This window comes from Pseudomonas sp. HLT2-19-2 (genome assembly GCF_054898005.1).
Map to the genome: position 1 here is coordinate 4,445,940 of NZ_CM142712.1, position 12,746 is coordinate 4,458,685.

Here is a 12,746-nt window from a genome sequence, read left to right on the forward strand (position 1 = left end):
CCTGCGAACTTCATTTGGCACCTTTCTCTAAGAGATCTAGTCATGCTCCGTTCCTTGCGCTTCGCCGCCCTGTTTGGCGGCCTTATTTTGAGTGCGTCCGCACTGGCCGTCGACATCGACGCCGCCAGTTATGGCTACCCCTTGACCAACCCGTTCGAGGCGACAATCGCGACGACGCCGCCGGACCTGCGTCCGGAGTTACCGCTGGACGATGACATCGATCAGGCAACTCGCAGCGTCACGTTGCGCCCGGAGCGTGCATTCGACCTACCGGACAACTTCTGGCCGGTGAAGAAACTCACCTATCGCATCGCCACCCAGGACAAAGCCGCACCGCTGATCTTCCTGATCGCCGGCACCGGCGCGCGCTATGACAGCAGCCACAACGAGTACCTGAAAAAACTCTACTACAAGGCTGGCTACCATGTGGTGCAACTGTCGTCGCCCACCAGCTTCGATTTCATGAGCGCCGCCTCACGCTTTGCCACGCCCGGTATCACCAAGGAAGATGCCGAAGACATGTACCGGGTGATGCAGGCCGTGCGAGCACAAAACCCGAATGTGAACGTTACCGATTACTACCTGACCGGTTACAGCCTGGGCGCACTGGACGCGGCATTCGTCGCGCACCTGGACGAAACCCGCCGCAGCTTCAACTTCAAGAAAGTCTTGCTGCTCAACCCACCGGTCAACCTCTACACCTCAATCACCAACCTCGACAAGCTGGTCCAGACCGAGGTCAAGGGCATTAACAACAGCACAACGTTCTATGAACTGGTGCTGGACAAACTGACCCGCTACTTCCAGCAAAAAGGCTACATCGACCTTAACGATGCATTGCTTTACGACTTTCAGCAGTCCAAGCAGCACCTGAGCAATGAACAGATGGCCATGCTGATCGGCACCTCATTCCGTTTCTCGGCAGCAGACATTGCCTTCACCTCGGACCTGATCAACCGCCGCGGCCTCATCACCCCGCCGAAATACCCGATTACCGAAGGCACTAGCCTCACACCGTTCCTCAAACGCGCGCTGCAGTGCGACTTCGACTGCTACATCACCGAACAGGTCATCCCGATGTGGCGCGCCCGCACTGACGGCGGCAGCCTGCTGCAACTGATCGATCAGGTCAGTTTGTATGCGTTGAAGGACTATCTGCATGACAGCCCGAAAATTGCCGTCATGCACAACGCCGACGACGTGATCCTCGGCCCTGGCGACCTCGGTTTCCTGCGCAAGACCTTTGGCGATCGTTTGACCGTTTATCCACTGGGCGGCCATTGCGGCAACCTTAATTACCGCGTCAACAGCGACGCCATGCTGGAGTTTTTCCGTGGCTAAATACCTCCTGCTTATCGCAGCGTTACTCTGTGCAGGCGTCGCCAATGCCGACAACAGCAAAGCCAACGCACCGGTTGTCATCGACAGTGACGGCTTCAAGGAGCCGCTGAGCAAACTCAAATTCAACCCGGGGCTGGATCAGCGCGAATTCGAACGCTCGACGCTTAACGCGCTGAACGTCTACGACCCGCTGGAAGAGTGGAACCGCCGCGTCTACCACTTCAACTACCGCTTCGACCAATGGGTGTTCCTGCCCGTGGTTGACGGCTATCGCTACATCACTCCGAGCTTCCTGCGTACTGGCGTCAGCAACTTCTTCAACAACATCGGTGACGTACCGAACCTGTTGAACAGCCTGCTGCAGTTCAAGGGGCAGCGATCAATGGAAACCACCGCACGGCTACTGCTCAACACCACCGTCGGCATCGCCGGCCTGTGGGACCCGGCCACCGCCATGGGCCTGCAACGCCAGAGCGAAGACTTCGGCCAGACGCTGGGTTTCTACGGTGTACCGGGCGGCGCCTACTTCGTGCTGCCGATCCTTGGCCCTTCGAACATCCGCGACACCGGTGGCCTGGCAGTGGACTACACGGCCGAGTCGGCGATCAACTTCCTGAACGTCTCCGAAGTCAGCTCCAACCACCCCGAGGTCTGGGTCCTGCGCAGCGTCGACAAGCGCTACCAGACCGGCTTCCGCTACGGCCAGCTGAACACGCCGTTCGAGTACGAGAAAGTGCGTTACGTCTACACCGAGTCGCGCAAGTTGCAGATCGCCGAGTAAGTCCGACGGCAACAAAATTACAAATCACCAGTGGGACCGAGCTTGCTCGCGATGAGGCCATAGCATCCAACATCAATGTTGACTGCCAGACCGCTATCGCGAGCAAGCTCGCACACAGGTTCAGCCTTTGAGGGTTTTCCAGATTTTGCTGGCAACCATCACACCCGCCAACACCACCGCACCCGCCACAATCCCCGCCACCGCATTCAGTAACGTCGGCACGATAAACCCGGCACCGCCCGCCCCCGTGCTGACGCTTTCTATCCAGTGATGAACCACCGGCACGCCGTGGGTAAGAATTCCGCCACCCACCAGGAACATCGCTGCCGTGCCGATCACCGACAGGCTTTTCATCATGTACGGTGCCGCACGCAGGATCCCGCCGCCGATGCTTTTGGCCATCTGGCCCGGCTTCTGGGTCAGCCACAGACCGAGGTCGTCGAGTTTGACGATGCCCGCTACCAAGCCATAGACGCCGATAGTCATGACGATGGCGATGCCCGAGAGCACGATGACTTGTTGGGTCAGCGAAGCATCAGCCACGGTACCCAGAGTGATGGCGATGATTTCCGCCGAAAGAATGAAGTCGGTGCGGATGGCACCCTTGATCTTGTCCTTCTCGAACGCCACCAGATCGATCGCAGGATCGGCTACCGCTTCCACCAGCTCGGCATGTTCGGCCTGGTCTTCAGCTTTGCTGTGCAGGAATTTGTGGGCGAGTTTCTCGAAACCTTCGAAACACAGGTAGGCGCCGCCGATCATCAACAACGGTGTGACCAGCCAGGGAATGAATGCGCTGATGGCCAGAGCTGACGGCACCAGGATCAGTTTGTTGATGAATGAGCCCTTGGCCACCGCCCAGACAACCGGAATTTCCCGCTCGGCACGCACGCCGGAAACCTGCTGAGCGTTGAGCGCCAGATCGTCCCCGAGCACGCCGGCAGTCTTCTTGGCGGCCATTTTGGTCATCAATGCCACGTCGTCGAGTACCGCGGCAATGTCGTCGATCAGCAACAGCAAACTGCTTCCTGCCATGAATCAGGCTCCCTTCGAATAATGAATGCTGCGCAGCATAGCGCGGCCTAACACGCTGCGGGGCATTCTTGAGCGCCGCGCGAGGCCGGTGCTACCATGCGCAACCGCCAGAACAGGCAAGGAACCCCCCGGTTTATGAGCACTATCCGCGAGCGCAACAAACAACTGATCCTGCGTGCCGCCAGTGAAGAATTTGCCGACAAGGGCTTCGCTGCGACCAAAACCAGTGACATCGCAGCCAAGGCGGGATTGCCCAAGCCCAACGTCTATTACTACTTCAAATCCAAGGAAAACCTCTACCGCGAGGTCCTGGAAAGCATCATCGAGCCGATCCTGCAGGCCTCGACACCATTCAATGCCGACGGCGTGCCCAGTGAAGTGCTGAGCGGCTACATCCGCTCGAAGATCCGCATCTCTCGCGACCTGCCCTTCGCCTCCAAGGTATTCGCCAGCGAAATCATGCACGGCGCCCCGCACCTGAGCGCCGATCTGGTGGAACGGCTCAACGGCCAGGCCAAGCACAACATCGACTGCATCCAGACCTGGATCGACCGCGGTCAGATCGCCCCCATCGACCCCAACCACCTGATGTTCAGCATCTGGGCCGCGACCCAGACCTATGCCGACTTTGATTGGCAGATTTCTGCGGTTACCGGCAAGGCCAAACTGGATGAGGCAGATTATGAAGCGGCGGCGCAGACGATTATCCGGTTGGTGCTGAAGGGGTGTGAGCCGGACCGTTAAACCGCGGCGCGGCCATCGCGAGCAATGGGTTGGCCACGATGTACCGAGCCAACTTTATCAAGTCTTCCTCACGGCGCAGTGCTCGATCATGAAAACCTTGCTGCCAAAGGGTGACCTTACGACCGGTGGCCTGGTTCACCAATTTGGTACTCAATGATTTGGTCTTTTGCATCAGTCCACTCAGCGACCCCTGCTGCAACTCGATCAACCAATGAAAGTGATCTGGCATGACCACCCAAGCCTATGAGTTAGCACAGCCTTGATCTTGTGCGGCGCGAAATTGAGCGACGACTAATCTGCCCAAGACAAAGTCATTGAAAACAGGTTCTCTACCGAGAGTGTTGGTGGTCAGCAGGTAAATCCGGTCGGGTTCGGCGAAGCGGCCGACGCGTAGGCGGTGTGAAGCAGCCAAATCCGGCATTCCTTTGCCCTTTTCATGATGAAGTCATGAAGAAGGCTAGACCTGTGAGTGTTAGAGAGTGGGGCAGATTTTTAGCTGGATGTGTCTGGGGGACTACCTATATCGCGAGCAGGCTCGCTCCCACAGTAGATCTCTGCTATTCAGATAATCCCCTGTGAGAGCGAGCCTGCTCGCGAAGCGGTAGATCAGTCACTACAAAATCAAGCAGTCACCCCCGCATCCGCCCGCAACCCCATCGCCTCGATCGCACTGATCGCACATTGCTCATCAATATCAGAAAGATCCCCGCTGATACCCACCGCCCCCAGCACGTTCCCGTCCTGATCCCGGATCAGCACGCCGCCCGGTGCCGGCACCACACTGCCCTGACCCAGACTATTCAAAGCGGCGATGAACGCCGGGCGTTGTTGGGCGTCCAGCGCGAGCAGGCGCGAGCCTTTGCCCAGGGCGATGGCGCCCCAGGCTTTGCCGATGGCGATCTGCGGGCGCAGCAGACTGGCGCCGTCTTCGCGTTGCAGGGCGACCAAATGCCCACCGGCATCCAGCACCGCGATGGTCAATGGAGCCGCCGATATTGCACGCCCCGCGGAGATGGCCTGACTGATCAGGTTGACTGCTACTTTCAAGGTTAAAGCGCTCATGGTGCCGTCCTCATTTTGTTATAGGGAAAGCTGCTGGACTGTTTTCGCTCAGAGTCCGATGCAACAAATAGAACACAATGAGTTATTTTTTTGTATACAATAATTCTCGAAAAGCGCCACATGCGACGAAAAGCCACAGTAGATCGGGCTTCCGACGAATGAAACAGTTGCTTGAGAAAATGGATTGACCTGCGCCGTCCGCCGTGAATACACTCTGCGCAAAGCCACTTGTATACAATTACAAAACGTACGAGGCACCAAAACCATGAGCAAAATGAGAGCAATCGAAGCCGCCGTTCTGGTGATGCGCCGTGAAGGGGTTGATACCGCTTTTGGCATTCCAGGCGCCGCGATCAACCCGCTGTACTCCGCCTTGCAGAAGGTCGGTGGCATCGATCACGTCCTCGCTCGCCACGTTGAAGGCGCCTCGCACATGGCCGAGGGCTACACCCGCACCAAGGCCGGTAACATTGGCGTGTGCATCGGCACTTCCGGCCCTGCCGGTACCGACATGGTCACCGGGCTCTATAGCGCCTCGGCCGACTCGATCCCGATCCTTTGCATCACCGGGCAAGCACCCCGCGCCCGTATGCACAAGGAAGACTTCCAGGCTGTCGACATCACCGCGATCGTCAAGCCAGTGACCAAGTGGGCAACCACCGTCATGGAACCGGGCCAGGTGCCTTATGCGTTCCAGAAAGCCTTCTACGAAATGCGCTCCGGCCGTCCAGGCCCAGTGTTGATCGACCTGCCGTTCGACGTGCAGATGGCCGAAATCGAATTCGACATCGACGCCTACGAGCCTTTGCCGCTGGCCAAGCCAACCGCTAACCGCGTGCAAATCGAGAAGGCTCTGGCCATGCTCGACCAGGCCGAACGTCCATTGCTGGTTGCCGGTGGTGGCATCATCAATGCCGACGCCAGCGAGTTGCTGGTCGAGTTCGCCGAACTGACCGGTATCCCGGTGATCCCGACCCTGATGGGCTGGGGCACCATTCCGGACGATCACCCATTGATGGTCGGCATGGTCGGTCTGCAAACCTCGCACCGCTACGGCAACGCGACGATGCTCAAGTCCGACCTGGTACTGGGTGTCGGTAACCGTTGGGCCAACCGTCACACCGGTTCGATCGACGTTTACACCGAAGGCCGCAAATTCATTCACGTTGACATCGAACCGACCCAGATCGGCCGCGTGTTCACCCCGGACCTGGGCATCGTTTCCGACGCCGCTGCCGCGCTGACCGTGTTCATCGAAGTCGCTCGCGAATGGCAAGCCGCCGGCAAGCTGAAAAACCGCAGTGCCTGGTTGCAAGACTGCCAGCAGCGCAAATCCAGCCTGCAGCGCAAGACTCACTTCGACAACGTGCCGGTCAAGCCGCAACGCGTTTACGAAGAGATGAACCAGGTGTTCGGCAAAGACACTTGCTACGTCAGCACCATCGGTCTGTCGCAGATTGCCGGCGCGCAGTTCCTGCACGTCTACAAACCGCGTCACTGGATCAACTGCGGTCAGGCAGGTCCTCTGGGCTGGACCATTCCGGCAGCGCTGGGCGTGGTCAAGGCTGATCCGACCCGCAAGGTCGTGGCGCTGTCGGGCGACTATGATTTCCAGTTCATGATCGAAGAGTTGGCGGTGGGCGCGCAGTTCAAGCTGCCGTACATCCACGTTGTGGTCAACAACTCGTACCTGGGGCTGATCCGTCAGTCTCAGCGCGGTTTCGACATGGACTACTGCGTGCAGCTGGCCTTCGATAACCTGAACGCTCCGGAACTCAACGGTTACGGTGTCGACCACGTCGCGGTCGCTCAAGGCCTCGGCTGCAAGGCGCTGCGTGTGTTCGAACCGGATCAGATCCAGCCTGCCTTGCGCAAGGCTCAGGAAATGATCGAAGAGTTCAAGGTGCCGGTCATCGTCGAGATTATTCTGGAGCGCGTGACCAACATTTCCATGGGCACCGAGATCAACGCCGTCAACGAATTCGAAGACCTGGCGCTGGTTGGCAACGATGCGCCAACGGCGATTTCGTTGCTCGATTAAGACGACCTGATACCTGTAGCAGCTGCCGAGGCACGAGGCAGCTGCTACAGGCACCTATTTTTACAGGAGACCACCATGCCGCGTTTCGCAGCCAACCTGTCCATGCTGTTCACCGAGCAGGATTTTCTTGCCCGTTTTGAAGCCGCCGCCAAGGCCGGTTTCAGTGGTGTCGAATACCTGTTCCCTTACGACTTCAGCTCCGCCGACATCAAGGCCAAGCTCGACGCCAACGGCCTGACCCAGGTGCTGTTCAACTTGCCGGCCGGTGACTGGGCCAAGGGCGAACGCGGTATCGCGTGCCTGCCGGATCGGGTTGAAGAGTTCCGCGCCGGTGTCGACCTGGCGATTGCCTACGCGAAAGTGTTGGGCAATACCCAGGTCAACTGCTTGGCCGGTATTCGTCCACAAGGCGTCGACGATGCCACCGTGGAAAAAACCTTCGTCAGCAACCTCAAGTACGCCGCCGACAAGCTGCAAGCGACGGGCATCAAACTGGTAATGGAAGCAATCAACACCCGCGACATCCCGGGTTTCTACCTGAACAACACGGCGCAAGCCCTGTCGATTCGCGAACAGGTCGGCAGCGCCAACCTGTTCCTGCAATACGACATCTACCACATGCAAATCATGGAGGGCGATCTCGCCCGCACCATGGCCGCGCACCTGGGCGAGATCAACCACATCCAGTTGGCCGACAACCCTGGGCGCAACGAACCCGGCACCGGTGAAATCAACTACCGCTTCCTGTTCGAACACCTGGACCGCATCGGTTATCAGGGTTGGGTTGGCTGTGAATACAAGCCGCTGACCACTACTGAAGCAGGTCTGGGTTGGTTGAAGACTCATAACGCTATCTGAAGCGCTCCCCATGTATGAGGGGGCAGCTATAAAAACAAGAGGAATTTCTCATGGCTAAAATCGGATTTATCGGCACCGGCATCATGGGCCACCCAATGGCATTGAACCTGCAGAAAGCCGGTCACAGCCTGTTCCTGTCGGCGCATCACGACCCAGCCCCGGCCGACTTGGTTGCAGGTGGCGCCGTCGCCCTGGCGAACCCGAAAGAAGTGGCGCAAGAAGCCGAATTCATCATCATCATGGTGCCGGATACCCCGCAGGTCGATGACGTGCTGTTCCGCGCCGACGGCGTTGCGGCCGGTGTCGGCAAAGGCAAAGTCGTGATCGACATGAGCTCGATCTCGCCGACAGCCACCAAAGCCTTCGCCGCCAAGATCAACGAAAAAGGCGCTCAGTACCTTGACGCGCCAGTGTCCGGCGGTGAAGTCGGCGCCAAGGCTGCGACCTTGAGCATCATGGTCGGCGGCGACGCTGACGCTTTCGAACGCGTTCTGCCGCTGTTCCAGGCCATGGGCAAGAACATCACTCTGGTGGGCGGCAACGGCGACGGTCAAACCGCGAAAGTGGCGAACCAGATCATCGTTGCGCTGAACATCCAGGCCGTGGCCGAAGCCCTGCTATTTGCGTCGAAAAACGGTGCCGATCCAGCCAAGGTCCGTGAAGCGCTGATGGGCGGTTTCGCGTCCTCGAAGATCCTCGAAGTTCACGGCGAGCGCATGATCAAAGGCACCTTCGACCCAGGCTTCCGCATCAGCCTGCACCAGAAGGACCTGAACCTGGCCCTCGCCGGCGCACGCGAGCTGGGCATCAACCTGCCGAACACCGCCAACACCCAACAAGTGTTCAGCACCTGCGCGGCCATTGGCGGCAGCAACTGGGACCACTCGGCGCTGATCAAGGGCCTGGAACACATGGCGAATTTCTCGATTCGCGATAAGTAAGCCACCTCCCCGCTCCCCTGTAGGAGCGAGGCTTGCCCGCGAAGGGATCGCCTCGGTGCAGCAGAAACACCGTGGTGTCCGGTTCGCGGGCAAGCCTCGCTCCTACAGAGGGCGATGCAAGGCCCGATATCCCCTATAACAAGAAATCCGGGAGCCCGCCATGTCGGTCGATCCGCAACAATTCCTGTGCGAGCTGTTTGCCACAGCCATCGACGCAGCCCATCCGCAGCAAGTCCTTGAAGCCCATTTACCTAAAGATCGCAGCGGTCGGGTGATCGTCATCGGCGCCGGCAAAGCCGCCGCGGCCATGGCCCAGGTCGTCGAGCGCTGCTGGCAGGGTGAAGTGACAGGTTTGGTGGTGACGCGTTACGGTCACGGCGCCCCGTGTGAAAAAATCGAAGTGGTCGAAGCCGCTCACCCGGTGCCCGATGCTGCGGGTCTGGCGGTCGCCAAACGCGTGCTGGAACTGGTCAGCAACCTGAGCGAAGACGACCGCGTGATCTTCCTGCTCTCGGGCGGTGGATCGGCATTGTTGGCATTGCCAGCGGCCGGCATCACCCTCGCCGACAAGCAGTCGATCAACAAAGCCCTGCTCAAATCCGGCGCCACCATCAGCGAGATGAACTGCGTACGCAAACACCTCTCGGCGATAAAGGGCGGCCGACTCGGCAAAGCCTGCTGGCCTGCCACGGTTTACACCTATGCGATTTCCGATGTACCGGGCGACCTCGCCACGGTCATCGCCTCCGGTCCCACCGTGGCCGATCCGAGCACCTCGGCCGAAGCGTTGGCGATCCTCAAGCGCTACGCCATCGACGTTCCGGCCTCGGTGCGGAACTGGCTGCAGAGCCCGGAATCGGAGACGGTCAAACCCGGCGATCCGAGCTTGGCGCGCAGTCATTTCCAGTTGATCGCCCGTCCGCAGCAATCGCTTGAAGCCGCTGCGGTGAAAGCACGTCAGGCCGGTTTCAGCCCGCTGATCCTCGGCGACCTGGAAGGCGAGTCCCGCGAAGTGGCCAAGGTTCACGCCGGTATCGCTCGTCAAGTCGTGCTGCACGGTCAGCCATTGGCGGCGCCTTGCGTGATCCTCTCCGGCGGTGAAACCACGGTCACCGTACGCGGCAATGGTCGTGGCGGACGCAACGCCGAATTTCTGCTGAGCCTGACCGACAGCCTCAAAGGCCTGCCCGGCGTCTACGCGCTGGCCGGCGACACCGATGGCATTGACGGCTCCGAAGACAACGCTGGCGCGATCATGACCCCGGACAGTTACGCCCGCGCCGCCGCACTCGGTTTGAGCGCCAGCGACGAGTTGGACAACAACAATGGCTACGGCTATTTCGAGGCGCTGAACGCGCTGATCGTCACCGAGCCGACCCGCACCAACGTTAACGACTTCCGAGCCATCCTGATTCTCGAGAACCCTAAAAATGACGCCTGACAAGAAGGTTAAAATCCTCGCCACCCTCGGTCCTGCCACTGACGGGATCGACGACATCCGTGAGTTGGTGCAGGCCGGGGTCAACATCTTTCGCCTGAACTTCAGCCATGGCGATCACGCCGACCACGCTCAGCGCTATCAGTGGATTCGTGAAGTCGAGCGCCAGCTGAATTATCCGCTGGGCATTCTGATGGACCTGCAAGGCCCGAAACTGCGGGTTGGCACGTTCGCCGAGGGCAAGGTGCAACTGCATCGCGGTCAGGCTCTGCGTCTGGATCTTGATCCGACGCCGGGTGATGAGCGCCGGGTCAACCTGCCTCACCCGGAAATCATAGCGGCGCTGGAACCGGGCATGGACCTGCTGCTCGACGACGGCAAACTGCGTCTTCGTGTGGTCACCAAATACTCTGACGCGATCGATACCACCGTGCTCAATGGCGGTGAGCTGTCGGACCGCAAAGGCGTGAACGTCCCCCAAGCGGTACTGGAACTGAGCCCGCTGACGGCCAAGGATCGTCGCGATCTGAGCTTCGGTCTGGAGCTGGGTGTGGACTGGGTGGCGCTGTCGTTTGTGCAGCGTCCGGAAGACATTCGCGAGGCGCGCGAACTGATCGGCGACAAAGCATTTCTGATGGCCAAGATCGAGAAGCCATCGGCGGTGACTCAATTGCGCGAGATCGCTGAGTTGAGCGACGCGATCATGGTTGCTCGCGGAGACCTCGGCGTGGAAGTGCCGGCCGAAAGCGTGCCGCAGATTCAGAAAAACATCATCAGCATCTGCCGCGAACTCGGCAAACCAGTGGTGGTAGCGACGCAGATGCTGGAGTCGATGCGCTTCTCCCCTGCCCCGACCCGTGCGGAGGTGACCGACGTTGCCAACGCCGTGGCCGAAGGTGCGGATGCGGTGATGTTGTCGGCGGAAACCGCGTCCGGCGAATACCCGCTGGAAGCCGTGCAGATGATGAGCAAAATCATCCGTCAGGTGGAAAACGGGCCGGACTATCAGGCGCAACTGGACGTAAGTCGGCCGAAGGCTGAAGCGACGGTGTCCGACGCGATCAGCTGCGCGATTCGTCGCATCAGCAATGTGCTGCCGGTGGCGGTGCTGGTGAATTACAGCGAGTCCGGCACGTCGAGTTTGCGAGCCGCGCGGGAACGGCCGACGGTGCCGATCCTGAACCTGACGCCGAACCTGCAAACCGCTCGCCGGTTGACGGTGGCGTGGGGCGTGCACTCGGTGGTCAATGACCGGCTGCGGCAGGTGGATGAGGTGTGCTCGACGGCGCTGGAGATTGCGCAGGCGCAAGGGATGGCCAAGCGCGGGGATACTTTATTGATCACGGCGGGTGTGCCGTTTGGGCAGCCGGGGTCGACTAACTCACTGCGTATTGAGACGCTAATTTAGCGCCTGTAGCGACCCCTTCGCGGGCAAGTCGGATCGCCGCCCGCTCGCTCCTACAGGAATTGTGTTGGCCGCGTGATGGGCGACAACGCAAATCCCGTAGGAGCGAGCGGGCGGCGATCCGACTTGCCCGCGAAGAACGATGACACGGTCTTCCTGACACACAGAACTAAAATGCCTGCCAACCACTTCAACACCCACTGCCCCGACTGGGCGACTGCCCTGCTCAACGGTTTCAGTCAGGTCTTCCTCCAGCGTCATCCGCTGTGCGGCCTGCTGTGCCTGCTGGCCATTCTTTTCACCGCGCCCGCCCTGCTCGGCGGTGCACTGCTGGGCGGTGTCGCCGGGTTGCTCACCGCGCAACGACGCGGTTATGCCAAGGCCGATCGACAGGCTGGGCTCTTCAGTTACAACGGTGTCTTGCTCGGTTTGCTGCTGAGCCTCTACTTCCCATGGTCAGCGATGTTACCGCCGCTGATCATCGCCGCTGGCGGCCTGAGTGCGATGCTGACTCAGCAATGGCTAAAGCGTGCCCGCAATCATCATTGCCTGCCCGCCTACACCGCGCCCTTTGTCGGGTTGAGCTGGATCCTGCTGTCGTTTGCCACGCCTCAATTACCCGCGCCTGTGATCGAGATGAACACACTCAACCTGCTCGTCGCTCCATTGAAAGGGCTCGGTCAGGTGATGTTTCTGGGGCATCCGCTGGCCGGTGCTCTGATTGCTGCGGGTTTGCTGATCGCAGATCGCCGCGCTTTCCTTTGGGCGCTGCTGGGCTCCGCCACCGGCCTCGGCTTCGCGTTGCTGCATCACGAAACGTCAAACGCGCTGCTGGGTTTGAGCGGTTACAACGCGGTGCTCGCCGCCCTCGCCTTCAGCCAAAATCGCCGTCAACCCTGGTTGCCGCTGCTGGGCATTGTATTGGCCGTGTTGCTCACACCGGGCTTCGCCGCGCTAGGATTGGCCACGCTCACTGCGCCCTTCATCCTCGCCTGCTGGCTGATCCGTGCCGGCATTCGGGTGCTGCGCCAAGCCGTCGTGGATAGCGCGCCTTGCGCTATTGAGCGCCAAACCAATGGTGGCGCCTGAAAGGGCTGAAT

The 12,746-nt window shown here is 59.9% G+C and carries 11 protein-coding genes and 1 pseudogene; 9 read left to right on the top strand and 3 right to left on the bottom strand.

Annotated elements, in window-relative coordinates:
• The first annotated feature begins 42 nt into the window (after positions 1 to 42).
• Both ACYZTU_RS20635 and ACYZTU_RS20640 read left to right on the top strand, forming a co-directional pair.
• The gene (locus ACYZTU_RS20635) at positions 43 to 1,341 is read left to right on the top strand and encodes a serine/threonine protein kinase (RefSeq protein WP_461965107.1); all 1,299 of its coding nucleotides are present in this window, start codon (positions 43 to 45) and stop codon (positions 1,339 to 1,341) included.
• A complete protein-coding gene (locus ACYZTU_RS20640) occupies positions 1,334 to 2,122 on the top strand; it encodes an MlaA family lipoprotein (protein ID WP_461965109.1) in 789 nt (262 codons plus the stop codon). The genes ACYZTU_RS20635 and ACYZTU_RS20640 overlap by 8 nt, the downstream gene beginning before the upstream one ends.
• Positions 2,123 to 2,242: 120 nt before the next feature.
• Here ACYZTU_RS20640 and ACYZTU_RS20645 read toward each other — a convergent pair whose 3' ends face one another.
• Complete coding sequence (locus tag ACYZTU_RS20645) at positions 2,243 to 3,157, bottom strand: DUF808 domain-containing protein (protein WP_461965111.1); 915 nt, start codon at positions 3,155 to 3,157, stop codon at positions 2,243 to 2,245.
• Between the two features lie 135 nt (positions 3,158 to 3,292).
• Here ACYZTU_RS20645 and ACYZTU_RS20650 point away from each other — a divergent pair, with 135 nt between their 5' ends.
• The gene (locus ACYZTU_RS20650) at positions 3,293 to 3,901 is read left to right on the top strand and encodes a TetR/AcrR family transcriptional regulator (protein WP_348132580.1); all 609 of its coding nucleotides are present in this window, start codon (positions 3,293 to 3,295) and stop codon (positions 3,899 to 3,901) included.
• Here the strand turns inward: ACYZTU_RS20650 and ACYZTU_RS20655 are convergent.
• Positions 3,861 to 4,322, bottom strand: a pseudogene (locus ACYZTU_RS20655) (REP-associated tyrosine transposase). The gene ACYZTU_RS20650 and the pseudogene ACYZTU_RS20655 overlap by 41 nt on opposite strands.
• A 200-nt stretch (positions 4,323 to 4,522) precedes the next feature.
• Positions 4,523 to 4,963 carry a GlcG/HbpS family heme-binding protein gene (locus ACYZTU_RS20660; protein ID WP_461965113.1) on the bottom strand — a complete coding sequence of 147 codons (441 nt, stop codon included), beginning with the start codon at positions 4,961 to 4,963 and terminating at the stop codon, positions 4,523 to 4,525.
• A 265-nt stretch (positions 4,964 to 5,228) separates the two neighbouring features.
• On the opposite strand from ACYZTU_RS20660, the gene gcl reads away from it, so the two are divergent.
• The 6 genes from gcl (at position 5,229) to ACYZTU_RS20690 (ending at position 12,735) form a co-directional block, all read left to right on the top strand.
• Entirely contained in the window at positions 5,229 to 7,004 is a 1,776-nt protein-coding gene (gcl, locus tag ACYZTU_RS20665) for a glyoxylate carboligase (protein ID WP_461965115.1), read from the top strand.
• Positions 7,005 to 7,079: 75 nt separating this feature from the next.
• The gene (hyi, locus tag ACYZTU_RS20670; RefSeq protein ID WP_461965117.1) at positions 7,080 to 7,862 is read left to right on the top strand and encodes a hydroxypyruvate isomerase; all 783 of its coding nucleotides are present in this window, start codon (positions 7,080 to 7,082) and stop codon (positions 7,860 to 7,862) included.
• Positions 7,863 to 7,912: 50 nt separating this feature from the next.
• Positions 7,913 to 8,803 carry a 2-hydroxy-3-oxopropionate reductase gene (locus ACYZTU_RS20675; protein ID WP_131061574.1) on the top strand — a complete coding sequence of 297 codons (891 nt, stop codon included), beginning with the start codon at positions 7,913 to 7,915 and terminating at the stop codon, positions 8,801 to 8,803.
• Positions 8,804 to 8,963: 160 nt separating this feature from the next.
• The gene (locus ACYZTU_RS20680) at positions 8,964 to 10,244 is read left to right on the top strand and encodes a glycerate kinase type-2 family protein (protein WP_461965118.1); all 1,281 of its coding nucleotides are present in this window, start codon (positions 8,964 to 8,966) and stop codon (positions 10,242 to 10,244) included.
• Positions 10,234 to 11,649 carry a pyruvate kinase gene (gene pyk, locus ACYZTU_RS20685; RefSeq protein WP_461965120.1) on the top strand — a complete coding sequence of 472 codons (1,416 nt, stop codon included), beginning with the start codon at positions 10,234 to 10,236 and terminating at the stop codon, positions 11,647 to 11,649. Before ACYZTU_RS20680 ends, pyk begins: the two co-directional genes overlap by 11 nt.
• Positions 11,650 to 11,820: 171 nt before the next feature.
• A complete protein-coding gene (locus tag ACYZTU_RS20690) occupies positions 11,821 to 12,735 on the top strand; it encodes an urea transporter (protein WP_461965122.1) in 915 nt (304 codons plus the stop codon).
• Positions 12,736 to 12,746: the final 11 nt, after the last annotated feature.